Source organism: Nonomuraea sp. B12E4, from assembly GCF_039871825.1.
In the GTDB taxonomy this organism is placed as follows: Bacteria; Actinomycetota; Actinomycetes; order Streptosporangiales; family Streptosporangiaceae; genus Nonomuraea.
Genome location: NZ_JBDPME010000001.1, coordinates 346014 through 371075, shown reverse-complemented (window position 1 = coordinate 371075; position 25062 = coordinate 346014). Strand labels below are relative to the sequence as shown.

Sequence of the window (25062 nt, the reverse complement as noted above, 5' to 3'; positions counted from 1 at the left end):
GGCGCACCCCATTGCCGCCCGCATACCCCCCGACAGTACTGTGGCTGGACAGCCGACTCGACGCCGGACGACCAAGGAGCATCGCCATGGACCACAGCGATCACCCTCGTTCAAGCTCCCAGGCTCGCCCCGCGGGGCACGATCACGCCGCCCCAGCCGCGGCCACATGGGCGATGGCCGCGCAGGCGACCCTGCACTGCCTGACGGGCTGTGCCATCGGCGAGGTGCTGGGCATGGTCATCGGCACCGCCGCCGGCATGTCCAACCTCGCGACGGTGGTGCTGGCGGTGGCGCTGGCGTTCGTGTTCGGCTACGCGCTGACCATGCGTGGCGTGTTGCGGGCCGGAGTCGGCTTCCGCACGGCGTTGAAGGTCGCGCTGGCCGCGGACACCGTGTCCATCGCGGTGATGGAGGTCCTGGACAACGCCGTGATGGTGTCCGTGCCCGGCGCGATGGACGCGGGGCTGACCAGCCGGCTGTTCTGGGGGGCGCTGGCCGGGTCGTTGCTGGTGGCCTTCGTGCTGACCACGCCGGTGAACAAGTGGCTGATCTCCCGGGGCAAGGGCCACGCGGTGACGCACCAGTACCACGGCCACTGATCGGCCACGCCGGTCGGCACTTGCCAGGCGTGCGCGCTTCTCCGTGACGGCCCTTTCCGAAGCGGCCGGTGGAGTGGTCGTCCTGAGCCTCGCGGTCACGCTCGGCTACGTCGAGGCGTGCGAGGGCGACCCGGCGCAGTGGGAAAACCGATGCCATTCCCTGATGCGCGGGCTCTCCTCCACCCGGCCGCCCGCCCGCACCGAGGGCGCGGCGCCCTATCTCCATGCCCGCGGCGAACCTGGGACCGCACTCATCCTGGCCGAGCCGAACCGCGCGGGGGCGAGACTGCCCCGACCTGCACCTGGAGGGGCATGCGGCGGCCGGTCCGCCGCGGCCACGGGCCGTCGGGCCCGCACTGGAAGGGCTCGCGGGTGCAAGCCCTCGACACGAACGCGCTCGGCCAGGAGCCATGCGGACGCTGTCAGAACTGGTAGCGGATTATCCAGCCGCTCTCTCTCATCGACGGAACCATTCTGATCAGCGCGCAGAGCATCCGGCAGTACAGCGGTGTGCGGGCGAGCAAGGGTGTGTCCAGCTGGTTCTCCTTTTCCATGAAGCGCAGGCGGTCGTCGAGACTCTCGGCTGCTCGCGCGTCGTCGAGCGTCCACTTCTCCTCGATGCCGAATTTCTTGAAGAGCGCTGACGGACGCTTCTCGTGGAGCTTCTTGGTCTGCGAGGAGATGTTGTTTCGCTGCACGGCTCCGTGCGGCCATGGATCGCGGAGGATGGGACGCCGGTCACGGCCGTCCAGACAGCGAAGGTACAGCTCCAGTCATGCGGTGGCCGTAGGCCGGTGAAGTCAGCCGGAGTCCTTGTTGGAGCCGAAATGGTGGCGCACCGGCCCGGACGACACGCCGGCGGTCTCAACGGTCCCGCGGATCGTCGCCCCACCCGAAGCCGTGCTCCCCGATGCGCTGCCTGGCCGCGTCTCCAACCCGAGCACGAGCGGTTTGATCAATATGCTCCAGCGGGGGAGTCAGCGCAAGAAGCACCGATCGCACGCCTCAAGGGACATCAGGGCGGGCAGTGTCGGGCAGTCCCGCGGCCAGTGCGCGCAGGACGGCGCGCAGGAGCGGGACGAGCGGCACCGGCGGGTCCGAGTGCAGCCAGTGCACGACGGCTGTCTGGACGGCGGCGGTCGCGGTGACCGCGACCAGGCGCGGGTAGAGGTCCCGGGCGGCGTCGGTGCCGGTGCGCTCGGCTATCGCCGCGGCCAGCTCGCTGTCGGCCGCCGACACCGCCCGCATCGACACCGCCCGCACCGCGGGCTCGTCGGCAAGGAGGCGAACACTCGCCAGCAGCTCGGGATCGGGAGTCGTGCCCAGGCGACCCGAGTGCCCCTCCCAGGGCTCGACCATCGCCTGCGTCAAAGCCTCCCACAGAGGCTCCTCGGCAGGCCGGGCACGCAGCGCCGCCACGGCCCGCCCGAACCGGTCGGTGTGGCCTGCGGCCATCGCCTCGTACTTGCCGGCGAAGTAGTTGTTGAACGTCCGGACCGAGACTCCGGCCTCGGCGGCGACATCCTCCACTCGCACGCCCTCCGGCCCGCGTTCCAGGGCCAGCCGCAGCGCGACCGTCATCAGCGCCTCACGCGTGGCCCGTTTCTTCCGCTCTCGCAGCCCGCTCATAGGATTCAAAACTTTTCTGATTCGGCAAAAATCCGGTCAGGCACATTCGTGATCGTGCGCGGCGAACAGGCGGGCGACCATGTTGTTCAGCAGCGAGCGCTCAACAGGCGTCAGGGGACCGAGGAAGTCGGCCTCCACCTTCACCATGTGCGCCAGCACCTCCTCCACCACGCGGGCGCCGTCCTCGGTCACCGTGATGAGATATTTGCGCCGGTCGGCGGTGTTGCGGACACGGCTCACGTACCGCAGCCGCTCCAGCGTGTTGATGACGGCCGTCATGGTGGTGCGGTCCATGCGGGCAAGCGCGGTCAGATCGCGCTGCGACATGGCGGCGTCGCGCGCGTAGGCCAGCACGCGCAACTGCTTGCCCGTCAGCCCCCAGCGGTCGACCTCCTCCTCGATGCGCTGCCGCGCGAAGTCGCCGAGGCGCGCCAGCATGTAGCCGGTGGCCGTGGATATCCGCTCTGCTGCGCCGCGCGTGCTCATGCTGTCTCATGGTAGAGCCCTTAAGCCCGGCAGTAATCGTCAGCTATACTGACGGATATTGGTCACTCGAAGGAGCTCTCATGATGCTGTCCTCCCGTGGCGAGCCCGCCCTGCGCGTCGTCCTCATCCTGATCGGCGTGATCACCACGCTGCCCGCCGTCGCCCTCGTGAACATCGGCATCCTCGACTGGAACTACGGGGTCTCCGATCCCGCTCCGATGACGCAGGCCCTGCTGCAGCACCGGGGCATGCTGCAGTTCCTGCTCGGGGCGGCCATCGTGTGGAGCGCGTTCCACCCACCGGCGCGGCTCGCGGCCGCCCTGGCCGCCGTAGCCGGCAAGACCACGTTCCTCGCCCTCATCCTGCCCAACGCGGAGATCCGCGGGGATCTGACGCCGCTGAGCATCTGGTTCGACCTGACCTGCATCGTCGTGCTGGGGGTCCTCGCCGCCCGGCTCATTCGGTCAGGTGCTCGACTGGCCGACCGATCGCCCGCGACGGGCATCCCGTGCCGACCCGCGCGGTGAGCTCGGCCCGCAGGGCGCGAACTCGGCCATGCGTTCGTCGATGATCTGGATCTTCTCTTCGAGCAGCGCGGACAGGGCTCCCACGGGGTCCGGCGCGTCGTGCGGGCCCTCGCCGTGCCGGACGATCTCCGCCACGGAGAATCCGAGCCGCTGTCGTCGCCGGCCGGCACACTCGGCCTGGACCCCATGCCCGCCCTCGACCTCATGCAGACCCTGTACGTCAACCTGATGGGTTCGGTCGTCGTGGTGTGGTCCCTCCTGCGCATCGTCAGACCGCTGCCGGTGCACGGCCTGTTCGACGGCGCGGCACGCGTCCTGTTCGCGATGTGGCAGGTCTACGCGCTGGCCCAGGGCGTCACGGGAGTGCTGTGGCTGTTCTTCGTCGTCGAGGCGGCGTTCAGCGTCGTCCAGCTCGTACCGTGGTGGCGGACCCGTCCGGCCTGACCCACCCCGGCGGCGGTCACGCGGGCCAGGCGAAGGGCCCGATGGCAGTGACGCGAATCACCGTCGCCGGCGCCTGATCGCCGTCACACGCGCACAGCCCTATCCGTCTTGTGAGTGAGGCAAGAATAGGGGGCTCACATGCTTTCGCTGCCGGCCAAACGCCGCTCCTTTCAGTTCTCCCACTGGTCGTTCCTGTTCGCGGAAATGGCTCTCTGGTCGTTCGTCGTCCTGGCGGTGACCGGGGCGGTGCTGATGGTGTTCTACGACCCCGGCATGTCCCAGGTGACCTACGACGGCTCGTACGGCCCGCTGCGCGGGCTCCTCGTCAGCAAGGCCTTCGACTCGACCATGCACCTGAGCCTGGAGGTACGCGGCGGCCTGCTCATCCGACAGGTCCACCACTGGGCGGCGCTCGTCTTCGTGGCGGCCGTCGTCCTGCAACTGCTGCGGATGTTCCTCACCGGCGCGTTCCGCCGCCCGCGCACCGGGCAGTGGCTGATCTGGGTGACGCTGCTGGCGCTGGGCATGGCCGCGGGCGAGACGGGTAACGCCCTGCCCGACGACCTGCTGTCCGGCGGGAGCCTGTGGCTGATCATGTCGGTCGCGCAGTCCATCCCCGTGGTGGGGAACTGGGCGCTGTCGCTGCTGTTCGGCCCGGACTTTCCCGGCGACCAGGTCATCCCGGTCCTGTACGGGGGGCACCTGCTGGTCGCGGCCGTGATCGCCGGGCTGCTGGTCGCCCGTGCGCTGCTGGTGCGGCGGCACGGCCACTCCCGGTTCGTCGCCTCGCTGCCGGCGCGGCGGGGCGCCCGCCCGTTGATGGCGGTCACGACGATCGGCACGCTGATCATCCTCGGGTTCGGCTTCCAGATCGCCCCCATCTGGCTGTACGGTCCCGCCAAGCCGACGCAGAGCTCGGCGGGCTCGGTCCCCGACTGGTACATGGGGTTCCTCGACGGCGCCATCCGGATCATGCCCGGGTGGGAGCTCACCCTCGGGGACTACACGCTCAGCCTCGCGGTCCTCGTCCCCACGCTGGTGGTACCAGGGGTCTTCTTCACCGCTCTGGCCGCGTACCCGACGGCCGAGCGCCTCCTGCTCGCGCGGCGCGGCCGCCGCGACGCGCTGGGACGGCCCAAGACCACGAGCCGCATGAACCGCGAGGGGCACGCGCGCGACCTGCTCGACCGGCCGCGCGAGACGCCGGTGAAGACGGCGATCGCGGTCGCCGGCGTCACGTTCTACGGCCTGCTGTGGGCGGCCGCGGCCAACGACCAGCTCGCCCACCAGTTCCACCTCACCGTCGAGACCGTGACGATCTTCTTCAGGTACGCCGTGGTCATCGGCCCCGTCATCGCCTTCGCCGTCACCCGGTGGATCTGCCTCGCGCTGCAGCAGACGGATCGCCACGTGGCCGAGCACGGGGTGGAGACCGGGATCATCACGCGGTCCCCGGACGGCGGCTTCCACGAGCGGCTGGAGCCGGCGCGGCGGGAACCGGCGATCACCTCGGGCAGATGACGATGGCACCGAACAGGCCCCGGGTGGTGATCGTCGGAGCCGGGGTCGCCGGCTATCAGGCGGCGCGTACCCTGTCGCGCGGGGTGGCCGGCGGCGCGGAGATCGTGCTGGTCGACCCGACATCCACGCCTGCGGCGACGTGGCCGCCGTCCCCGATGTACCGGCGGCCGTCCGGCAGGCCGAGGTTCGCCGGATCACCGGGCTCAGCGGCTTGCCCGGTGCGTTGTGCTCCAACCACACCGGCCAGACCTGGCGGTTCCGGGCCGTGATCACCTGCGGCTGGGCCCCTGACGTCGTCGGGGAGTGGGTCACGATCGGGCCGGGGCGCACGGGGCAGTCGCAGGGCGTCTGCGGCCGCCTCGGCACCGGCGTCGGCGCCGTGGGCGTGGACGAGCGCCGGGTCTGAGCCGGAGGGCCGGCAACGGGCACCGTCCAGGCGATGGACGGTGCCCGTTCGCGTGGTGGTGCGCCGCCGGGGCCTCGGGCCCGTACGGACCCGGAGCACCGCCGCATCCCGAGCTCACCCCCAAGCCCGGAGCACCGCCGCAGGCCCGCAGCTCACCCGCCCAAAGCCCGGAGCACCGCCGGCGGCTCCGGGCTCACCTCAGGTCCGGGGCGCCGCCTGCGACCTCGAAACCCGACGTCTCATCCCATGGGACGGCCGACCAGAGCTTGACCAGCGCCGCCCAGATCCGGTTGACGAGGGCCCGGTCCGGGAAAGTGCCGTTGAGGATGATCGTGGCAATCAGGTCGCATCCCCAGATGCCGTGTTCGTCCTGCGGGTCCGCACTCATCACCGACTCCGCGATGAACGCGTCACCCGCGTGGACCTCCAGCGTCAGCCAGTCGGCGAGCGCCTGCCCGGCGGGACCCCTCGTGGCCAGGGAACACGCGGCCACCTCATCGGAATTGAACGGACCCTGCCACTTCCCCAGGAGGGGATCGCCGGAGGCGAGCAGGTCGTCGAGCAGACGTTCCAGCGCGACCTGGCCTGCCTGCTCGCCCGCCCTGCAGAAGAAATTGAGCCGATACGCCACCGCGAGCACCCCCATCCATTCGTTCACCGTTCAACGCACCCCAGGTTCGCAGCATGAGGGGTTCGGGGTCTGCTTAATGCGTGAGGAGTTGCGCCCAAAACGGCGCGAAAGGCCGCCAGGCGCGCGTGCGCGTCAGCGCTTACGCCCCACCCCGCAGATCGCCGCCGTCCCCGCCATGCGATCCTTCTCCAGAAGCGTCTCATCCGGACGCCACTCCGGCAGCGGCACCACCCCCGGGGACACCGGCTCCAGCCCGTCCAGGAACTCGGCGATCCGCTCGGGCGAGCGGAGCACCGCCCCCGTCCCCGAGGCGCTGTAGAAGCCCGCGGCCTTCCGGAGTTGCGGAGTGTCGCCGATGTGGCTGAGGACCAGGTACGATCCCGGCGGCACCGCGTCCATCACCGTGCGGACGATCCGGTGGGCGTCCTCGTCCGGCACGAAGTGCAGCATCGCCAGCATCATCACCGCGACGGGCCGGTCGAGGCCCATCAGGGAGTCCGCCTCCGCCAGGATCGGCTCGGGCCGGTAAAGGTCGCCGTCCACCACGTACGCGTCGCCCGTCGTGGCCAGCAGCGCCCGCGCGTGCGCCAGCGCCACCGGGTCGTTGTCCACATAGACGACTGCGGCCGCCGGATTCACCTGCCGCGCTACCTCGTGCACGTTCTCCATCGTCGGCAAACCCGCGCCCAGGTCGAGGAACCGCCCGACGCCCGCCTCCCCGGCCAGGAACCGCACCACCCGGCGAAGGAACGACCGGTTGTGATAGGCCATCAACGGCATCTCGGGCACGACGGCCTTGACCCGGTCGCCCATTTCCCGGTCGGCGGCGAAGTTGTCTTTTCCGCCCAGCCAATAATCATAGACGCGGGCGATGCTCGGCACGGTCGGATCGACACCTGCGGGGGGCTTCTCGTCGTGATCCATGACCATGAAGGTTAACGGCCCCAGGACCGGCGGACGACGCTCCACCACCAGACGCGTCCACCGGCGCGGCTGATCTGCCGTCGCGGGCGCGACCGGGGTCGCCCCGATGTCGTGGGACTGTGCGGTGGTTCCGCCCGCGCCGACGGGCACGAGCCTTTCCGGTCGCGCGCATCGGTACGGCGATCGCAGGCGATCGTCCTCGTCGTCCGCGTCCGCGTCCGCGTCCAGGCTGTGCGACGACGACGGTGCGGAGGTTCATCGACTATGTCACGGAACTCCGCATCGAAAACGCGCGGTCATTGCCGGCGCGTTCGGACGTGACGATCGCCGGGATGTGCCGGAGCGTCGGGTTCTCATTTCGCCGTGGTGTGAAGGGCGGCAGATCTTCGAGTTCGATCTCGCGCGGGCACGGGGAAGGGCCGGAGGCGAGCCTCCGGCCCCGGTATCCCGAGTGGTCAGCGCCCGCTGTGCGTCTTGCGCCAGTGGAAGCCGCCGGGCAGGTTGACCGACACGGTCCGGCGCCCGTCCGCCCCCCGGGTGACTCGGAACAGCCGGTTGCCCCAGCTGTGTCCCACGCCACGACGGGACAGGTTCAGCCGGAACGGGCCGAACTTGATCGACTTTCGGTAGCTCCAGCCCATATCGCCTTCCTCCATTGAGATCGCAAGGATCTCCAGCTACCCAGCCAGGGCGCGATATATCGGATTCAGTAAACCTCTCCCTGCGCACGCGCTGCCGCCGCGTGGTCAGTACGACTGGAGCTCGATCAGGTTGGACTCCGGATCACGCAGGTGCGCGGTACGCAGGCCGGGCGTCCACTCCGGGCGATCCTGGGGTGGCGCGACCTGGATCGCCCGTGCCGGACGAGGCAGCCGGCGGCCTTGTCCACGTCGTCCATCTTCATGACCAGCATCGCCGTGTCCCCGGCCGGACCCGGGTCTGGTGAGCCGGTCACCTTCGTGATGGTCTCGCGGCCGTACCGGACGAGGGCCGCCTGGCCGGCGACGTCCCAGTTGGCGTACCGGGGATCGGGCAGGACCTTGACCGGCTCGACGCCGAGCAGTTCGTAAAAGCACGCCCTGGTAGAAGGCGGTCGTCCTGGTGGGCGTGGCGAGCGGGGTGAGCGCCGGGCCCGTGCTCCTGCGCTGGTGACCTGCCGTGGGATCGTTCAGGGGCGGCGCTGGAGGATCATGCCGGGCCAGTCCCCCACGGTGAACGGCTGGGCCCGGGTGAAGCCGCAGCTCTCGTAGTAGGCCACCAGCCGGCCGTCGTCGCCGGCGTAGCAGTCGACGCGTACCAGGCCGACGCCGCGGTCGCGGGCTTCGTGGACCGCCCATTCGAGCAGGTGGCGGCCGACGCCGTGGCCGGCGTGGCGGCGGTCGGTGACGAGGGCCTGGACGTACAGCTCGGGTTCGGGGGCCGGGGTGACGTAGTCGTGGGCGGCACCGACGACGATGCACCCGGCGGGGCTGCCGTCGAGTTCGGCGATGCGCATGCCGCCGCCGTCCACCCAGCCGGTGATCTGCCGGGTGCGGCGGTCGTCGCCGGTGAAGGGGCGGCTCCCCCACTGGCCGGTGCGTCCCTGGGAGGCCAGCCACGCCACGGCGCTGTCGAACATGGCCAGCACGAGGCCGGCGTCGCCGTCGCGCCCTTCTCGGATATCCATCCGGACACTGTAGGCGAGCGACGATCTCGGGCCGCCCACCGCTCGGCGGGGCGGTGAGCCGTCGGGGGCTGGCCGGCGCGGGTGCGACGGCGGTCACCGTGGCGGGCGGCGGGGTGTGGGGTGCCGATGCCGCGCTGGCGGCATCGGGCGCGGCGGAAGCGGGCACGGCGGAAGCGGGCACGGCAGGATCGGGCACGGCAGGATCGGGCGCGGCTGGCCGTCGAACCCCAAGGCCGGCCGGTGATCTCGGCCCGCCGCACCGGCACCTATCGCCGAGGGGGCTCCTTGGCGGGTGAGCAGCAATCGTCGGCGCATCCGCCGGCCGGGGTGGCCTCGGTGAAGGGGGCGGGGGCGGCGCAGCAGGCGTCGCCTCTCCAGGCTTCGCGGCCTTCCTTGACGGCGACGGCGGCGATCACCAGGGCGGCGATCGGGTCGGCCCAGGACCAGCCGAACAGGCTGTTGAGGGCCAGCCCGGCCAGCAGCACCGCGGACAGGTAGGTGCACAGCAGGGTCTGCTTGGAGTCGGCCACCGTCGAGACCGAGCCCAGCTCGCGGCCCGCGCGCCGCTGGGCGTACGACAGGAACGGCATGACGATCAGCGACAGCGCGGCCAGGATCAGGCCGGGTGTGGAATGGGCGGCCTCGCCCACGCCGAGGAGCGCCCGGATGGCGTCGATGCTCACGTAGGCGGCCAGGGCGAAGAAGGACAGCGCGATCACGCGCAGCGCCGCCTTCTCCCGGCGCTCGTGATCGGCGGCCGAGAACTGCCAGGCCACCGCGGCGGCGGAGGCCACCTCGACGACCGAGTCGAGACCGAAGCCGATCAGCGCCGACGAGGAGGCGATGGTGCCGGCGGTGAGGGCCACGGCCGCTTCGATCACGTTGTAGGTGATGGTGGCGGCGACCAGCAGCCGGATCCGGCGCCGCAGCGAGGCCCGCCGGCCCGGGGACAGGGCGGCGGGCAGGTTGAGCGCCGTCACGACACCTGCTCCTCTGTGAGGGGAGCGCCTTCAGTGCCGGGACGTAGTGCCACGGTGTGGCCGGTGGCGGCCAGCAGGTGCTCGGCGGAGGACAGCAGGTCCATCAGTTCGGGACGGGTCAGGCTGTAGAAGGACTGGCGTCCCTCGGCCCGGTAGGTGACCAGGTCGCAGTCGCGCAGGCAGGCCAGGTGCTTGGACACGGTCGACTGGGCCAGTCCGAGCTCGGCGGTCAGGTCCACCACCCGTGCCTCGCCGCAGGCCAGGCGACGCACGATGCGCAGCCGCGTCTCATCGGCCAGGGAGTGGAAGAGCGCCGCCGCCGGGGAGATGCCGGCCGCGATGCCGGCGCTGACGCATCGCCCACCGCCGGTGACATTATCAATCGCCATGTGGCGATGATAGCGCGAATACGCGAACATACCGCCCAGCGGCACTCACTTCCCGGAATCAGTCGCCCGGACCGCCGGGCTCACGTGGGCGTTCATGACCAGGTCAGTGGATCAGGTGGTCGCCCTCACGGGCCGCGTTTGGGGCCCGTGTACAAACTGATCGTCAGGGCGACTTGGGAGAGGCGGATCGTGCGAGTCGTCGTCCCATGAGGATGATCATCGCCCACAGGACCATGGCCTCGTGTTGCTCGGATGAGCGTTCATGGTCGCGTACGCATCGCCTGCGCTGGGCTCCGGCTCGCGCCCGTCGGCCAGTCGGAGTTCGTACCCGGGCACTCAGGCGCGCCGCCGCGCGCAAGCGGCGACGGGCGTGCGGCCGGGTTCCGGGCCGACCGATGCGGCGTAGACGGCTCGTCGTCATCAACTCCAGCAATCCGCCGATGCCCCGTGTGTCCCAGACGCCGGCGGACCGGGCCAGGCGCCCGCGAAACATCATCTTGGCTCTCCTGAGCCTCCATCAGGTGTTTGTGAGCCATCTAGCTTTCCCTGATGATCTGGCTGTGATCGTCCGGTGAGTCTTGTGAGTTGGCGAGTTCGCCGCATGGATCGGGCCAGGAGCGGGATCATGCACAGTGTGGCGGTGCCGGCGGCAGTGAGCATGGCGGCGCGCAGGTCGAACACAGTGCCGACAACTCCGGCAATGGTCGAGCCGATTGGCAGCATGCCCCAGGTCACTGTCCTGTGTACTGCGGTGGCGAGAGTGGTCATCTCGGGTGGGGTCGCGAGGTGTCGGATGGTGAGCGCGTTGACGGCGAAAACCCCTTGGCCGACCCCGTTGACGAAGGTTCCGGTGGCCAGCAGCAGCACTGACAGGTGGCCGTCGGCGCCGGCGGCGATCGCGAGCCCGAGCACGGAAGGAATCCCGGCCAGCGTGAGCGATGGGCCGATGCCGACACGGTCGGCGAGTCGTCGCGCCAGCAGGCTGCCCAGGGGAAATCCCGCGCCACCGATGGCGATGGAGAGGCCGAGGACCGATGGGCTCAGGTGCAACTGACGGACGGCGAACACGACCAGTAGCGAGTCGTACATGGCCACGCCGAGGTTGTAGACGGCGCCGCAGACCATGATGGGCCGAAGGAGGGGATGGACGGCGACGTAACGCAGCCCAGTGCCCACCTCCTTCCACAAGGGATGGCGCGTCGGAGTTGTGAGGGATTCCTCACCGTGGCGGATCGCGAGAATGGTCAGCACACTGGCCAAGTAGCTCGTGGCATCGACGAGCAGGGCTCGTGCTGCACCGACCACACTGATGACCAAGCCGGCCAGGCCGGGGCCGATGAGTAGCGCCGTCGACTCGGAAAACGACAACCGGGTGTTGGCGGCGTGCAACCGCCGATCATCGCTGATCAACACCGGCGGATACGACTGGTACGCCACCTGGAAGAACACCATGGCGGCACCGGTGACCGACGCGGCGAGGAGCAGGTGCGGAAAGCCGAGAGCACCAGCCCATGCCGCGAGCGGCAGTGAAAGCACGGCCAGGCCGCGTGTCACGTCGGCGCCGATCATGGATCGTCGCAGACCCAGTCGGGCCACCCAGACTCCGGCGGGCAGGCCAATCAGCAGGAACGGCGCCTTGCTCACCGCCGAAAGCACGGCGACCTGCATGGTGCTCGCGTGCAGCGCTTCGACGGCAACGAGCGGCAAAGCCAGCAGAAAGACCTGATCACCGAGAAGACTGACGCTCTGGCCACCCCAAAGTAGCCGGAAGTCCCTCCACCTGCGCCGACTCTCAGATGACAAGGCCCGGCCGAGTGGGATCTGCCGGGTCGTCGGCTCAGCAGCCACACGCCACTCCCGTGGGGACCGCGGTCAGGTCGTCCACCTGGCGCGGCCGCAGGCCGTTCACGATGCGTGCCAGGAAGCCCTCGCGCACCCCATACTCGTAGCCGCCGATCATCTCCTTGACCTGGTAGCCGAGCCTGGCGAACTCCAGCGCGGCCCGGGTGGCGCCATTGCAGCCCGGCCCCCAGCAGTAGGTGATCGCCACGACAGGCCCCGGCGTACCGGCCTCCAAGTCGGTGTGGACGTCGCTGACATCGGTTTCGTAGGCCAGTTTGGCGGCGAAGTGGGCGATGGCCTGCTCGGGCGATGCCGGCGGTGGGGAAAGCACGGATGACATGGAAGGGATCCTCGTTCCAGGCCTGCTGACGTCACCAGTGGCGCTAGTGACGCTGTGCGCTAAGATCCCGCCACGCTTACCCAACTCAGCGAGGGCGGACCGTTTCGGTACTCGCGTACGACGGCATGTCGGTCTTCGAGATGGGCATCGTCACCGAAGTGTTCGGCCTGTCCAGGCCGGAGTTCGATGTGCCGTGGTACGAGCTGACCATTTGCGCAGAAGTGCCCGGCCCGGTGCGCGTCATCGGCGGGGCGAGCCTGCATACGCCCTATGGCCTGGACACCTTCGCCGCCGCCGAGACGGTCATCGTGCCCGGCGTGCCCGACGTCACCGCCGACCCTTCACCCGAGCTGATCGCCGCGCTGAACCGAGCCTACGATCGGGGCGCGCGCATCATGTCCATCTGCACCGGAGGGCGTCCTGGGGCCGTGCCCAGCCGGCGATCTGGGTTCGCGCTGGTCATACCAGGACGGCCTCGACGGCCGGCCGCTGCCGCCGCAGGGCCCGCCGCTGGACCCGGGCCGGTTCTTCCTCGCCGACGAGCGGCTGGACATCGCGCTGGTGGCCGTCAGGGCGAGCGGGGCGCAGTTGGCGTCGTTCGGGTTCAACCGGCTGGTGGAGGCGGAGGGCAAGGCGATCGCCGGGGACTTCGTGACGATCACCCAGCACCCGCGCGGCGACAAGAAGCAGATCGCCCTGCGCGAGAACCGGATCGTCGACGTCGAGGACCTGTTCCTGCACTACGCGACCGACACCGATCCGGGCTCCTCCGGCTCCCCGGTCTTCAACGACCAGTGGGAGATCGTCGCGCTGCATCACGCGAGCGTGCCCGTGCCCGGGCGGGAAGAGCTCGGCGGCATCCTCAACGAGGGGATCAGGGTGAGCCGGCTGCTCGCCTTCCTCCACGACCAGCGGCTCCCCGCCGCCCAGCAGGCGCTGCTCGACAGGGTGTTCGCCGACCGCGTCACCCTGCCGGGCACCACGCCCACGCAGGCGCACCCGGCGCTCGGCGGGACGGCCCCCCTGGTGCTCGCCGGCGGAACGGCGCGGCCCACGCCCGACGGGCCGGTACGCGCCGGAGCGGAGTCCGACGGAACGGCGTGGCCTGCCGCCGGCGGGACGGCGCGGTCCCTCGCGGTCATGGTGCCGTTCGACCTGCACATCCGGTGCGAGGTGACCGATCCGCGCGGGCAGTCGCCGGCGCAGGAGGCGATCGCCATCGATCCCGACTACTCCACCCGCGTGGGCTACGACCCGGGCTTCCTCGCCGCGGGCCATCGCGTCCCGCTGCCCGTCCTGCGTCCCGGCCTGGTGCCGTTGGCGGCGGTCAACCGCTCGCCGTCGGCCGCCGATCCCCCGTGCGTGCTGCCCTACCACCACTTCAGCGTGATTCTGAACAAGCGGCGGCGGCTGGCGTTCTTCACGGCGGTCAACATCGACGGCAATGTCAGCGTCCGGCTGCGCAGGGAGCCGGACCACTGGTCGTTCGACCCGCGCGTGGCCGAGGAGGAGCAGGCCGGTGAGGAGGTCTACCGTGCCAACCCGCTCGACCGGGGTCACCTGGTCCGCCGCCTGGACCCCGCGTGGGGAGCCTCCCGAGGGGTCGCCAAGCTGGCCAACGACGACACCTTCCACTTCACCAACCGCACCCCGCAGCACCAGGACTTCAACCAGAACAAGACGACCTGGGCCGGGCTGGAGGACTACATCCTGGAGAACGCCGACAACCGGGACCTCAAGGTGAGTGTCTTCACGGGGCCGGTCCTGGCCGAGGACGACGAGCAGTACCGGGGGGTTCAGCTGCCCCGCCAGTTCTGGAAGGTGGTCATCATGGTGAAGCGGAACGGCGAGCTGTCCGCCACCGGATATCTGCTCAGCCAGGAGCGGCTCATCGACGGCCTGGAGGTCGCGCCGGAAGACTTCTCGTACGGCGAGTACCGGACCTTCCAGGTGCCGGTGCGGCGGATCGAGGGCCTCACCGGGCTGTCGTTCGACGGCCTGGCCGCGGCCGACCCCTTCGACCGCATGGAGGCGGCGGTCACCCGAAGGAGATCTCCGACCCACGCCAGCTCCAGTTGCGACCCCCGGCCGCTGCCCCGCGCGGTGGGTGGTGGTGGTGATGATCGCGGAGTGGCGTCCGGATGTCGGTGATCTCTCCTACCATCGCTTGCCATGAAGATCACCGACTCACCCGAGAACGGGCCGGAGGCGTTCGAGGAGGCGCTGCGGGCCGTGGACTGGGGCGCGTTCGTCCCGGAACGCGACCTCGTTCCGCTGCGCGCCGCGCTCGTGGACCTGGAGCGGCGCCACGGTGTCGTCGGCGCGCACCGCTACGCGACCGAGCGGATCCTGGAGCGTGGCGCGCTGCTGCGCCATCCGGACGTCCACCAGGTGGAGCTCACCGCTCAGGCGCTCAGCCCGGCCGGCCGGTATCTGGCGGTGGGCGACTTCGGCGGCGACGACTACGAGCGCGGAGCCACCCTGCAGATCTGGGAGGTGACGACCGGACGGTGTGTCAACGTCATCGACTGGATCGTGGGCGGGATCGGCTGGCCCGGCTACGGTGAGGTCATCCAGTGGTCGGCGGACGAGTCGCGCCTCGCCGTGGTCTACCGGTCGAACAACGTGGGCGTCTGGGACCCGTTCGGCGAGGACAACGAGCCCGTCGGGACCGCCCGCCTCACCTACTCGGGGCGTCCGGATCCGTTCGCCTTCGCGCCCGACGGCGAGCACGCCTACGTGCGCCAGGAGGCTGATCCCGGCGCCCACGGCGCCGTCGTCCCGCTGGACGACGGCGCCGTCTGGCCGCACGACCCCAGGATCAAGCCGCTGTCGGACGGAGAACACGAGGAGCACGAAGGCGCGGAGGACGACGAGTGGTACGACGAGGATGAGGATGAAGGCGAAGACGACGAGGACCGGTTCGTCCTCGAAAGGGTCGTCTGGTCGCGAGACGGCCGGCGGCTCTACGGGAACCTGTACGACGGGCGGGTCTGCTCGATCGACGCCGAGTCGGGCCGCGTCATATGGATGACCGAGGGTGACCGGAACCACGACTGGCCGTGCGCCGAATGGAGCCCGGACGAACGCCTCCTCGCCTTCCACCACGGCGGCAACCTGGTGATCGCGGACGCGCTGACCGGCCGGCGGCTGTCCGAGGGACCCGGATACGGCAAAGTGACGTTCATGTCCTGGGGCGCGCGCCTGGCGGTCGTCGAATGCGGTTCCCGGGTCGGCGTCGTGGACGGCACCGGACGGCACCGCTATGACCTCGACCTCGCGCCGCGGCAGCCGGGTTACGCGCTGGACGTACGGCCCTGGGCCTGGGAGCCGGACGGCGACCGGGCCGCGTGCCTGACCGCCGAGGGCCGCGTCGAGATCTGGTCGCTCGGCGACGAGGGCGGCGAACGGCTCGCCTCCTTCGAGGCGCCCGAGGGGGCCCTGGGAGTGCACTGGGGCGCCGACGGCGTGCTCGTGACGCTGGGCCCGAAGGTGCTGCGGTTCCTGCGCGCGGACTCCGGCGAGGTGATCGGCGACTTCACGCTGCTGCGGCAGCCGCTCTGGCCGCGTCCCCTGGTGCTGGGCCAGGAGGATTTCGGGGCGGACATGTATCCCGAGCCCAACCCGGCGTTCGCCCTGGACGACGAGACGTGGGCCGCCGCCCTGCTCCCGGGGGTCGTGATCGCGCCTCCCGGGCGGGAGGACGACCTGGCCGCGACCCTCGCCTGGGCGGTCGACCGGCGCTTCGCCTGGCCGGTGCACTGGGGAGAGCTGGAGGTCGTCCCCGACGCGGCCGCCGCGGCCGGACGCGTGCCCGAGCCGCTGCGCGAATACCTTGAGCCCTTCCTCGGCCAGCCGCCGGAGCCGGGTCCCCAGGAGTGGCCGCCGCCCGACACCGCGACCATGGAAGATCTCTTCCGCGCCTTCCGGGAGACGGTCGTGGAGTACGGGGTCGACCGGGCCAACACCTGGGCCGGCGCGGCGCTCCACGTCGCGGCCGTGATCAGGGCGCTGCGCGGGGAGACGGCCGGGGCGCTGGAACTGATCGGGACGTGCCTCGAACGCCGCCGGCCCCGCGTCGCCGCCGAGGTGGCCATGCTCCTCGCGTCCTCGGGCCTGGAGGACGACGCGCGTTCCGTGTTCGCGCCGTACGAAGCGGCTTATGAGGGCATGTGGGGTGAGTCCCCTGCGACGGCGGGCTGCGTGGGCGCCGCCTACGCGCTGCTGGGCGACGGCGAACGCGCCGGGGCCTGGTTCGACCGGGCACGGGAGAAGGTCCGCGAGAACCACGGCGACAGGGACCACGCGCTCCCGATCGTCCGGGCGCTGATGGAATGCCGACGGGCGGACGAGGCGCGGGCTCTGCTCGCCGAGGGGACCGGCGCGGCCGGCGACGACGTCGGCGTCCCGTTCCTGGGCTACCTGCTGCGCAAGGGCGAGGTGGACCTCGCCGAGGAGTTGCTCCGCTCCGATGAGGGCTGGTTCCGGGGTTGGAAAGCGCGGCAGCTCCTCGTCGAGCACGGCCTGCCGGGGCTGCTCGCGTACTGGGGCGACCGCCACGACTGCTCGGTGGAGGAGGATCTGCCGATCGCGGAACGCAACGCCGCGCACGGCCGTCCGGCCGGGCCCGGCGGCGCGGACGTCGAGGCCCTCTCCCGGGCACGCGCCGAGCTGCTCCGCACGCCCCCGGCCCGCCGCCAGCACCCCACCGCCGGCCTCGCCCTCACGGCCGCCGAATGCCGCCACCTGAGCGCGGTGCTCGCCCTGCTCCCCGAGCTGCCGATGCCGTACCGCGGCGGCATCGCCTCCCACGACCGGCCGTGGGTCGCCTATTCGGCCCTGCGCGTCGTCACCACGGGTGTCGACCTCGATCCCTGGTGAGGCCGTACGGATCCTCGGTGAGCGGCCCGGTCCCCGTCCCGGGGCGAGGACCGCAGGACGTCGGCGAGGGTGATCGCGCTCAGCAGCCGGTCCTCGTGGTCGCGTAACCCGGCCCAGATCTCGGCCAGCGGCTCGGCCGCCCTCGGCAGCGGCCGCCCGGCCGGTTCCATGCCCTCGGTGACGCGGATGACGTCGGCCAGCGCGATCTCCGTGGCGGGGCGGGCCAGCCAGTAGCCGCCGTCCGCGCCGCGCTGGCTGTGGATGAGCCCCGAGCGGCGCAACTGGAGCAGGATGTTGTCGCAGAAGCGGCGCGGGATGCCCTGCGAGACGGCGATCGATCCGGCTCGCAGCGGGCCGTCGACGGCGGCCAGGGCGAGCATCGCGGTGAGTGCGTACTGGGTTCTGGCGGAGATTCTCATAGGCGTGGAAGCACCACGTGCCCGGCCCTGACGAGGCCGGGCCCGGTGCGGCCTCATGCGGAGGCCTGCTCCTCCTTGGCGGTCTGGGCGCGCAGCTCGGCCTCGACGGACTCGACGGACTCACTGGCCTTGTCGCGGCGGTATTCACGCACCGAGTAGGCGATGGCGGCGACCCAGATGACGGCGATGGCCACGTACACGACCGTCTGCACGCCGTCGGAGGCGCTGACCCAGTCGCTGCGCAGCAGGGTGCGTACGTTGGTCAGCACGATGATGCCGCCCACGGCCGAGCCCAGGATGCGCGGCGGGATGTGCCGCACCAGCCAGGCGGCGATCGGCGCGGCGATGATCCCGCCGAGCAGCAGCACGCCGACCCAGGCGAAGTTGATGTTCTCCGAGCCGATGCCGACGAAGAAGCCGATGCTGGCGGCGATGGCGACGAGGAACTCGCTCGCGTCGATCGAGCCGATCACCTTGCGCGGGGCCATCCGGCCGCTGGCCAGGATGGCGGGCGTGCCGACCGGCCCCCAGCCACCGCCGCCGGTCGCGTCCACGAAGCCGGCCACCAGGCCGAGCGGCGTCAGGAAACGCCTGCGCAGCGGCTTGCCCAGGTTGCCGCGCGGCAGGCCGAAGGCGGTGAAGCGGATCAGGATGTACACGCCCAGGACCAGCAGGATGAGCGACATGACCGGGGCGGCGAGCTCGGTCGACAGGCTGGACAGGAACGTGGCCCCGGCGAAGGCCCCGACCGCTCCGGGAATGCCGATCTTGGCGACGACTTTCCAGTCGACATTGCCGAAACGCCAGTGGGAGATGCCCGAGGCGAGCGTGGTGCCGATCTCGGCCAGGTGCACCGTGGCGGAGGCGGCCGCCGCGTTGGTGCCGATGGCCAGCAGAAGCGTGGTCGAGGTGACGCCGTAGGCCATCCCCAGACTGCCGTCGACGAGCTGGGCCGCGAGGCCGACCAGCCCGAGCAGGATGAGCGCTCGCACGATCCCAACTCCTCTTTCTCTACTTAATAAGTAGGTATAAGGATGTATGGAGATCCAAGCCCCGTCAATAGGCTCCCGTGCCCTTCGTCGTCCTGCCCTCCCTCGCCAGCGCGCTGATCTGCCCGCTCCGGAGTGCCAACCTTCTGCCGAGGCCACAGCGTCTGGAGGTTACTGACAGGAGGAGATTCATTTTGGAGCGCAATGCCGGCTTCCAAGCATTCGCCGATGAGCATCAACATCGGCTGCTGCGCCTGGCATACCTGCTGACCGGCGATGTCCACCTTGCCGAGGACCTCGTGCAGAGCGTGCTGGTTCGCATGTTCGGGCGGTGGCCGAAATTACGGGACGTCGACTGGCCGGAGGCCTATGCCCGAAGGGCCATGGTGAACCAGTACACCTCGTGGCGCCGGCGGCGCGCCTCCAGTGAGGTGCCCAGCGCGAGCACGCCCGAGCGCGCCTTCTCGCCCGAGGACTCCACCGTCCTGCGGGTCGTCCTGCACCAGGCGCTCATGCGGCTGACGCCCAAGCAGCGCGCGGTGCTCGTCCTGCGCTACTACGAGGACCGTACGGAACGCGACGTCGCCGACCTGCTGGGCTGCTCGGTCGGCACCGTGAAGAGCCAGACCCATCACGCCCTGGCCCGCCTGCGCGCGCTGGCACCCGAACTGGCACCCAGGCTGCCCGCCCTGGACACGCCATCCGAGATCGAGGAGGCACGCCGATGACCTGGCTAGGCGACGAACTCGGCCGCATCGCGGACGACGTCCCCGAGCGGGACCTGGGGGTCCGGGCGATCGAGGTCTACCGGCGCAGGCGGCGCAACCTCATGGCGGTCGCCGCGGCCGCCGTGGTCGTCGTCACCGTGCTGGCCGGCACGGTCACGATCCGGCTGCTGCCGCGGCACGACGCGCCGGACGCCGCCCGCCCCGTGGCGCCACCCGAGCAGAGTGTGATCGACGTCAGCGTGGAGGCCGGCGCGGAGGCGGCGCCGCTGTACGTGGCCCGAAGCAAGGGGTATTTCGCGGCGGAGGGGCTGACGGTACGGCCCGTCGTCAAGCCGACCGTCATGGCCGTCCTGCCCGAGCTGGGCGGGGGAACGATCGATCTCGCCCAGACCGACTACGTCTCATCGTTCTTGGTGAGCCAGCAGATTCGGGGAATCGACCTGAAAATCGTCGGCGGCCTGCACCAGGCCGAGCCCGGAAGCCTGGCCCTCGTGGTCAGGCCCGGATCCGGGATCAGGACCGTGGCCGACCTCAAGGGCAAGAGGATCGCCGTCACGAACCCCTCCGGGCTGGGGGCGCTCTCCCTGGTCGCCATGATGAAGCGAGCCGGACTGGACCGGTATGACGCCAAGCTGGTGATCCAGCAGGATACCGACATGGTCGGCGGGCTGGACGACGGGAAGTACCAGGCCGCCCTCCTGCCCGAGCCGTTCGTCGCCGCGAGCGTGCATCAGGGGCGTGCGCGGGTGCTGCAGAAGCTGATGACCGGGGAGGTCGCGGGGCTGCCCAGCGCCGGGTGGACGGCCGAAGCGGATTGGATCCGGGCCAATCCCCGGACGCTGGCCGCCTTCCAGCGCGCGCTCGCCAAGGCGCGGCGCCTGATCGCGAGCGACCCGGCGCAGGCCGTGGCCGTGCTGCCCCAGTACCTGAAGGTCACGGCGGGCGACCTCGATCGGGTAGCCCTCGGGACCTATCCGGCCGAACTGGACGTGCGGGGGCTGCAACGGCTGGCCGATATGGCGCGGCGGTACACGTTCCTGAGGAAGAGCTTCGACGTGCGGAGCATCGTCGCGTCCGGCGAATAGGCGGCCGACGGCGCCTCCGTACGGAGGTCCGCCGGCCGACGGGGTCAGGGGGCGTACAGTTCCAGGCTCTCGGCCTCGTCCAGGTGGCCGAGAGCGCGTAGCGTCCGGGCCAGGTTGCCACGGCTGGCCGAGGTGCTCGGGTGCTCGTCGCCCAGGAGCCTGCGGCGCGCCTCCAGCACCGCCCGGTGCTTGGCCTCGGCCTCCTCCAGCCGGCCCAGGCCGTGCAGCACCAGGGCCAGGTTGCTCTGGTTGATCAGCGTGTGGGGGTGCTCGTCGCCCAGAACCCGGCGGCGGACCTCCAGGACCGCGCGGTGCTCGTTCCTGGCCTCCTCCAGCCGTCCCATGTCGCCGAGGAGCTGGGCGAGGTTGCCCCAGCTCGCCAGCGTGTCGGGGTGCTCCTCGCCCAGGATCCGGCGGCGTGTCTCCAGCACCGCCCGGTGCTCGGCCTCGGCCCCCGCCTGCCAGCCGAGCTCGCTGTGCGCCCGGGCCAGGTTGTTGCGGCTGGCCAGCGTGTCGGGGTGCTCGTCGCCGAGCAGTTGGCGGCGGGCCTGCAGCACGGCCCGGTACTCGGCCTCGGCGTACGTGAGGTGGCCGAGCGCGCGCAACACCAGCGCCAGGTTGTTACGGGTGGCCAGCGTGTGCGGGTGCGTGTCGCCGAGCAGCACCCGGCGCGCCTCCAGCACGGCGCGGTGCTCGCTCTGCGCCTCCTCCAGCCGGCCGCGCTCCCCCACCACGGAGGCCAGGTTGTCGCGGCTGGTCAGCGTGTTGGGGTGGTCGTCGCCGAGCGTCAGCCGGCAGACCTCCAGCACCGTGCGGTGCTCGGTCTCCGCCTCCTCCAGCCGCCCCAGCTCGCGCAGCACCAGCGCCAGGTGGTTGCGGCTGGCCAGCGTGTGCGGGTGCGTCTCGCCGAGCCGCCTGCGCCGGATGCCGAGCAACTCGCGGTACTCGGCCTCGGCCTCGGCCGGCTGCCCGAGCGTGCGCAGCGTGCCGGCCAGGGCGTCGCGGAAGGCGAGCGTGTCCGGGTGGGCGTCGCCGAGCTCGTCCCTGGCCAGCGTGATGGCGTGCCGGTAGGCGTGCGCGGCGGATCTGTGGCGTCCCTGAGCACGGAGCCTGTCGCCGAGGGCCAGCGAGTCCTTCATGGTGGCGTACTCCAGCATCGTGGCGATCGCCCGGTCGGGCACGTATTCGTCCTGATGGAGCTGGTCCACGTCGGCCAGGTATTCGGACACCTCGAAGGTGTCGCCGGTGACCGGCCGCAGCATCGCGGCGGTGGTCCTGGGCAGCGTCGCCCAGGACCAGGCCTCCGCCATCGGCTCCGCCTCGGCGCCCCCGGCGTCGTGCAGGGCTTCGAGCAGTTCCCTGGGAAGCGGTGACAGGTAGCCGGCACGGCGGCAGTCGAGCGCGGCGCCCACGAGGGCCATGCCGCGCGCGTGCCCGGTCAGGCAGCCGTGCTCGAACTCCTCGCGCAGCTCGGGGCCCGCCGAGAGGAACTCGGCGACACCGTACGCGCTGCTCACCTTCAACGCGTCGGCGACCCGCCCGTCGGGCACGTGCAAGGCCCGCTCCAGCTCGGCCGGGGTGAACAGGCGGGGCAGCGAGATCCGCTGCGCCTCGGTGAGCACGTGGGCGGCGTGCCCGGCCAGTCCGCGCACATCGTCCCGGCCCTGCACGCTCTCGACCAGCCGCGCCTCGGCCATCCGGCGGATCGTCGCGATGACGGCCAGGTGGCCGGGCGCACGCAGGATGCGGACCACCTGGGCGGACGTCACCGCGTCCGCCAGCAGGAAGCGCTCCAGGTCGTCCAGCCACAGCACCGCGCCCGGCGACTCGACCATGCGGTCGACCAGCCCCGCCATGGCATCCCTGCCCAGGCCGGGGGCCGGCGCGAAGAGCTGGTGGCCGGGGAGGGTGGCACGCATCGCCTCGTAGGCCGTACGCGACTTGCCGGCGGCCGAGTCGCCGACCAGCAGCACGAAGCCGCCCGCCGCCAGGTGCCGGCACACCTGCGGGTCCACGTCACGCGGCACATAGGTGGGCACCCCGCCGAGCTCGGCCAGGACGCTGGGGTGGACGCCCAGCGCCAGCGGGTCATTCGCCTGGTGGACCTTCAACGCGCCTCCTCCTGGTACGTCCCTTGCTTCGAGGAAAACGCATGACAGGCGGTCGCGGCTACCGGTCCCGTGCCGTCTTGCGGCCGGCCTGTCCGCATGCGGTCAGCCCGCCTGCAGCATGCTGCCGCCCTTTCGCCTGGTTTCCCGGCGCCCCGGCCCGCACAGTTGGAATGTGCCAAGAAAGCCCACCAAGGAATCACTGGAAACGATTGAAAAAGAATACAGATCGCCGCCCATTCCATTATTCCCCGACCCCCGGAAGGCGGCCCGTCCATGGGACTTGAACTGACCATACGCAGGAACGACGGAACGGGGATCCCGAATTCCCCGATCGACGGAATCCGAGTGCTCGCGGCCCTGCCCGGGCACTGGCGAACATATTTGCGGCAGGCCATCGGAGACATCATCGTGCACGTGCACGCCGACAGGTCCGAACACATCGACAACGAAGTGCAGGAGTTATTCGCCGACCCGGCAAACCAGGAATGGGTCCTGGTGGCCTGCCGCCCCCTGCCATGACCAGAAGTAAGGAGGAGATCATGCCGGAACTGGTGCTGGGCGCCAACGAATGCAGGGTGTGGTGGGCGGATCCACGCAACCGCTCCGAGGACGAGCTGGCCGAGGCACTGGACGGGCACGAGCGGGCCAGGGCCGAGCGGTACCTCAACGAGGATGACCGGCGGCGGTTCCTGACCGCCTGCTGGCTGCTGCGTACCAAGGCGGCGGCCCAGCTCGGCACCGAGCCCGAGGACGTGCCCGTCGACCGAAGCTGTCCCGACTGCGGCAAGCCGCACGGCAAGCCGCGCATCCGCACCCGCGGCATGGAGAGCCTGTACGTCTCCGTGTCGCATTCCGCGGACCGCATCGCGGTGGCTCTGACTTCCGTCGCCCCCGTCGGGGTCGACGTGGAGCTGATCCCCGACGTGCCGATCGACGAGCTGGCGGGCAGCGCCCTGTCACCGGGCGAACGGGCGGTGCTGCGCTGGATGCCCCCGCACCTTCAGCACGCCGCCTTCACCCGCATGTGGGTGTGCAAGGAGGCGGCGCTCAAGGCCACGGGGCACGGCCTGCGCATCCCGCCCGACCAGGTGCACGTCAGCCACCCGGACACGCCGCCCGCCCTGCTGGCCTGGCCGATCGAGGTGCCGCCGAGCACCGTCGGCCTGCAGCCGCTGGACGCGGGACCCGATTACCGGGCCGTCGTCGCCCTGCTCAGTCCCGAGCCCGCCACCGTCACCCAGAAGTACGCCGACCGGTTCCTTACCCCCGCTTTCGAGCGCCAGGCCGCGTGACGTGGTGTAGTGAGTAGGAGGTCACTGTCATGAGTAGCTCTTTTGTCCTGGTGCCGGGCCCGTGGATGGGGGCCTGGGTGTGGGAGCACGTGACCCGGGGGCTGCGCGCCCTCGGTCATGAGGCGTACCCGATCACGTTGTCCGGTCTTGACGACCCGTACGCGGACGTCTCCGACATCGGGCCGGAGACGCACGTGGACGACGTGCTCTCAGTGCTGGAGAAGCTGGATCTGCGCGACGCCATCCTCGTGGGCCACAGCTACGGCGGGCTGGTCGCCGCCCAGGTGGCCGACCGCGCGCCCGAGCGGGTGGTCCGTACGGTGTTCGTCGAGGGTTTCCTGCCTCATGACGGCAAGTCCATGCTGAACGCCTTTCCCCGCTCACAGCACACGAGCGAGCTGGAGTTGATCACCCTGCACCGGGGCCGCTGGCCCGTGCCGGATCCCGAGGTGATGGCCGACGGCCAGGATCTGACGCTCGCGCAGGCCCGGCGGCTCGCCGAGCGGTCCGTCGGCCATCCCGGGCGGACGATCAGCGAGCCGGTCAGGATGAGCCGGCCCCTCAACCGGCTGTGCGCCTCATACGTGGTGTGCCAGATGGAGCACTTCGGCGGCCTGCTCTCGGCGGACGTCCAGTCCATGCGCGACGAGGGGTTCTGGACGTTCCACTCGCTGGACACCGGCCACTGGCCCATGGTGTCGGCTCCGAGGGAGGTGGTCTCCCTGCTCGACGACATCGCGGGCCAGCGTGGCTAGGACCCGGCGATGGGGGACAGCGCGATGGCCCTCCGCAGGTGTGGCAGTGGCGGGGTTGCGGAGGGCCAGATCAATCGCGCGGGGCGGCGGCTCTAACGCTCGTCGCCCGGCTGCGCGGAACTCTTGACCTGCTCGGTCACCGACCAGATGAATTCCTTCATGGAGGGGTTCTCGAACAGGCTGCCGGCGTCGATCCTGATACCCAGCTCGTCCTCGATCCGCGACGCGATGCGAATGGCGGACACCGACTGGCCCTGCAGTTCGAAGAACGTGGCGTCCTCCTGGTCCTGCGGCATGCGGAGCACGTAACGCCAAATCTGCTCGACCTGCTGCTCGACGGTGGAGAGACTCGGCTCGCTCGGGTGGTTAACCGTCATCCGAAACGCTCCTATGCGTGTGTGGCTGGGGTGGGCCGACT

27 protein-coding genes are annotated in these 25062 nt (G+C 70.7%); 12 read left to right on the top strand and 15 right to left on the bottom strand.

The genetic code is table 11. The annotated features are described in order from the left end of the window. The first annotated feature begins 86 nt into the window (after nucleotides 1–86). Nucleotides 87–599, top strand: coding sequence for a DUF4396 domain-containing protein (locus tag ABGB18_RS01570; protein ID WP_347693454.1), 513 nt, complete (start codon nucleotides 87–89; stop codon nucleotides 597–599). A gap of 422 nt (nucleotides 600–1021) precedes the next feature. On the opposite strand, the gene ABGB18_RS01565 is transcribed toward ABGB18_RS01570, so the two are convergent. The 3 genes from ABGB18_RS01565 to ABGB18_RS01555 form a co-directional block, all read right to left on the bottom strand. Continuing rightward, nucleotides 1022–1297, bottom strand: coding sequence for a hypothetical protein (locus tag ABGB18_RS01565; protein WP_347693453.1), 276 nt, complete (start codon nucleotides 1295–1297; stop codon nucleotides 1022–1024). A 307-nt stretch (nucleotides 1298–1604) separates the two neighbouring features. Then, nucleotides 1605–2228, bottom strand: coding sequence for a TetR family transcriptional regulator (locus ABGB18_RS01560; RefSeq protein WP_347693452.1), 624 nt, complete (start codon nucleotides 2226–2228; stop codon nucleotides 1605–1607). A gap of 36 nt (nucleotides 2229–2264) precedes the next feature. Then, complete coding sequence (locus tag ABGB18_RS01555) at nucleotides 2265–2714, bottom strand: MarR family transcriptional regulator (protein ID WP_347693450.1); 450 nt, start codon at nucleotides 2712–2714, stop codon at nucleotides 2265–2267. A gap of 80 nt (nucleotides 2715–2794) precedes the next feature. Here ABGB18_RS01555 and ABGB18_RS01550 point away from each other — a divergent pair, with 80 nt between their 5' ends. The 4 genes from ABGB18_RS01550 to ABGB18_RS01535 all read left to right on the top strand — a co-directional run bounded on the left by ABGB18_RS01550 (nucleotide 2795) and on the right by ABGB18_RS01535 (nucleotide 5612). Beyond that, entirely contained in the window at nucleotides 2795–3241 is a 447-nt protein-coding gene (locus tag ABGB18_RS01550) for a hypothetical protein (RefSeq protein ID WP_347693449.1), read from the top strand. Nucleotides 3242–3340: 99 nt separating this feature from the next. Continuing rightward, the gene (locus ABGB18_RS01545) at nucleotides 3341–3685 is read left to right on the top strand and encodes a hypothetical protein (protein ID WP_347693448.1); all 345 of its coding nucleotides are present in this window, start codon (nucleotides 3341–3343) and stop codon (nucleotides 3683–3685) included. 138 nt (nucleotides 3686–3823) lie between these two features. Continuing rightward, a complete protein-coding gene (locus ABGB18_RS01540; RefSeq protein ID WP_347693447.1) occupies nucleotides 3824–5206 on the top strand; it encodes a cytochrome b N-terminal domain-containing protein in 1383 nt (460 codons plus the stop codon). A gap of 139 nt (nucleotides 5207–5345) precedes the next feature. After that, nucleotides 5346–5612: a hypothetical protein gene (locus ABGB18_RS01535; RefSeq protein ID WP_347693446.1), complete on the top strand. Its 267-nt coding sequence runs from the start codon at nucleotides 5346–5348 to the stop codon at nucleotides 5610–5612. Between the two features lie 193 nt (nucleotides 5613–5805). Here ABGB18_RS01535 and ABGB18_RS01530 read toward each other — a convergent pair whose 3' ends face one another. The 8 genes from ABGB18_RS01530 to ABGB18_RS01495 all read right to left on the bottom strand — a co-directional run bounded on the left by ABGB18_RS01530 (nucleotide 5806) and on the right by ABGB18_RS01495 (nucleotide 12384). Continuing rightward, nucleotides 5806–6270, bottom strand: coding sequence for a hypothetical protein (locus tag ABGB18_RS01530; RefSeq protein ID WP_347693445.1), 465 nt, complete (start codon nucleotides 6268–6270; stop codon nucleotides 5806–5808). A 105-nt stretch (nucleotides 6271–6375) separates the two neighbouring features. Further along, on the bottom strand, nucleotides 6376–7167 hold the full coding sequence (locus tag ABGB18_RS01525) for an SAM-dependent methyltransferase (RefSeq protein ID WP_347693444.1): 792 nt from the start codon (nucleotides 7165–7167) through the stop codon (nucleotides 6376–6378). A gap of 455 nt (nucleotides 7168–7622) precedes the next feature. After that, nucleotides 7623–7808 carry a DUF4236 domain-containing protein gene (locus tag ABGB18_RS01520; protein ID WP_347693443.1) on the bottom strand — a complete coding sequence of 62 codons (186 nt, stop codon included), beginning with the start codon at nucleotides 7806–7808 and terminating at the stop codon, nucleotides 7623–7625. 527 nt (nucleotides 7809–8335) lie between these two features. Then, on the bottom strand, nucleotides 8336–8833 hold the full coding sequence (locus ABGB18_RS01515; protein ID WP_347693442.1) for a GNAT family N-acetyltransferase: 498 nt from the start codon (nucleotides 8831–8833) through the stop codon (nucleotides 8336–8338). Between the two features lie 266 nt (nucleotides 8834–9099). Next, nucleotides 9100–9813, bottom strand: coding sequence for a cation transporter (locus tag ABGB18_RS01510; protein WP_347693441.1), 714 nt, complete (start codon nucleotides 9811–9813; stop codon nucleotides 9100–9102). Beyond that, complete coding sequence (locus ABGB18_RS01505; RefSeq protein ID WP_347693440.1) at nucleotides 9810–10202, bottom strand: metalloregulator ArsR/SmtB family transcription factor; 393 nt, start codon at nucleotides 10200–10202, stop codon at nucleotides 9810–9812. Before ABGB18_RS01505 ends, ABGB18_RS01510 begins: the two co-directional genes overlap by 4 nt. Before the next feature lie 492 nt (nucleotides 10203–10694). Continuing rightward, on the bottom strand, nucleotides 10695–12050 hold the full coding sequence (locus tag ABGB18_RS01500; protein ID WP_347693439.1) for an MFS transporter: 1356 nt from the start codon (nucleotides 12048–12050) through the stop codon (nucleotides 10695–10697). Next, complete coding sequence (locus ABGB18_RS01495) at nucleotides 12040–12384, bottom strand: rhodanese-like domain-containing protein (protein WP_347693438.1); 345 nt, start codon at nucleotides 12382–12384, stop codon at nucleotides 12040–12042. Before ABGB18_RS01495 ends, ABGB18_RS01500 begins: the two co-directional genes overlap by 11 nt. Nucleotides 12385–12762: 378 nt before the next feature. Here ABGB18_RS01495 and ABGB18_RS01490 point away from each other — a divergent pair, with 378 nt between their 5' ends. After that, the gene (locus tag ABGB18_RS01490) at nucleotides 12763–14535 is read left to right on the top strand and encodes a DNA/RNA non-specific endonuclease (RefSeq protein WP_347694284.1); all 1773 of its coding nucleotides are present in this window, start codon (nucleotides 12763–12765) and stop codon (nucleotides 14533–14535) included. 21 nt (nucleotides 14536–14556) lie between these two features. Next, entirely contained in the window at nucleotides 14557–17265 is a 2709-nt protein-coding gene (locus ABGB18_RS01485; protein ID WP_347693437.1) for a WD40 repeat domain-containing protein, read from the top strand. On the opposite strand, the gene ABGB18_RS01480 is transcribed toward ABGB18_RS01485, so the two are convergent. After that, nucleotides 17214–17684 carry an Rrf2 family transcriptional regulator gene (locus ABGB18_RS01480; protein ID WP_347693436.1) on the bottom strand — a complete coding sequence of 157 codons (471 nt, stop codon included), beginning with the start codon at nucleotides 17682–17684 and terminating at the stop codon, nucleotides 17214–17216. The two genes, ABGB18_RS01485 and ABGB18_RS01480, sit on opposite strands and share 52 nt — an antisense overlap. 53 nt (nucleotides 17685–17737) lie before the next feature. Further along, nucleotides 17738–18676, bottom strand: a complete 939-nt coding sequence (locus ABGB18_RS01475) for a sulfite exporter TauE/SafE family protein (protein ID WP_347693435.1) — start codon at nucleotides 18674–18676, stop codon at nucleotides 17738–17740. Between the two features lie 191 nt (nucleotides 18677–18867). On the opposite strand from ABGB18_RS01475, the gene ABGB18_RS01470 reads away from it, so the two are divergent. Together ABGB18_RS01470 and ABGB18_RS01465 are read left to right on the top strand one after the other, a co-directional pair. Next, a complete protein-coding gene (locus ABGB18_RS01470) occupies nucleotides 18868–19401 on the top strand; it encodes a SigE family RNA polymerase sigma factor (protein WP_347693434.1) in 534 nt (177 codons plus the stop codon). Further along, entirely contained in the window at nucleotides 19398–20486 is a 1089-nt protein-coding gene (locus tag ABGB18_RS01465) for an ABC transporter substrate-binding protein (RefSeq protein WP_347693433.1), read from the top strand. The genes ABGB18_RS01470 and ABGB18_RS01465 overlap by 4 nt, the downstream gene beginning before the upstream one ends. Before the next feature lie 44 nt (nucleotides 20487–20530). Here ABGB18_RS01465 and ABGB18_RS01460 read toward each other — a convergent pair whose 3' ends face one another. Next, on the bottom strand, nucleotides 20531–22597 hold the full coding sequence (locus ABGB18_RS01460) for a tetratricopeptide repeat protein (RefSeq protein ID WP_347693432.1): 2067 nt from the start codon (nucleotides 22595–22597) through the stop codon (nucleotides 20531–20533). 273 nt (nucleotides 22598–22870) lie between these two features. Here ABGB18_RS01460 and ABGB18_RS01455 point away from each other — a divergent pair, with 273 nt between their 5' ends. The 3 genes from ABGB18_RS01455 to ABGB18_RS01445 are packed head-to-tail and all read left to right on the top strand — an operon-like array spanning nucleotide 22871 to nucleotide 24644. Further along, nucleotides 22871–23116 carry a hypothetical protein gene (locus ABGB18_RS01455; protein WP_347693431.1) on the top strand — a complete coding sequence of 82 codons (246 nt, stop codon included), beginning with the start codon at nucleotides 22871–22873 and terminating at the stop codon, nucleotides 23114–23116. After that, the gene (locus tag ABGB18_RS01450; protein ID WP_347693430.1) at nucleotides 23113–23889 is read left to right on the top strand and encodes a 4'-phosphopantetheinyl transferase superfamily protein; all 777 of its coding nucleotides are present in this window, start codon (nucleotides 23113–23115) and stop codon (nucleotides 23887–23889) included. Before ABGB18_RS01455 ends, ABGB18_RS01450 begins: the two co-directional genes overlap by 4 nt. Before the next feature lie 29 nt (nucleotides 23890–23918). Then, nucleotides 23919–24644, top strand: coding sequence for an alpha/beta hydrolase (locus ABGB18_RS01445; protein WP_347693429.1), 726 nt, complete (start codon nucleotides 23919–23921; stop codon nucleotides 24642–24644). Nucleotides 24645–24736: 92 nt separating this feature from the next. Here the strand turns inward: ABGB18_RS01445 and ABGB18_RS01440 are convergent, their stop codons facing one another. After that, on the bottom strand, nucleotides 24737–25021 hold the full coding sequence (locus ABGB18_RS01440) for a phosphopantetheine-binding protein (protein ID WP_347693428.1): 285 nt from the start codon (nucleotides 25019–25021) through the stop codon (nucleotides 24737–24739). Between the last annotated feature and the right edge of the window lie 41 nt (nucleotides 25022–25062).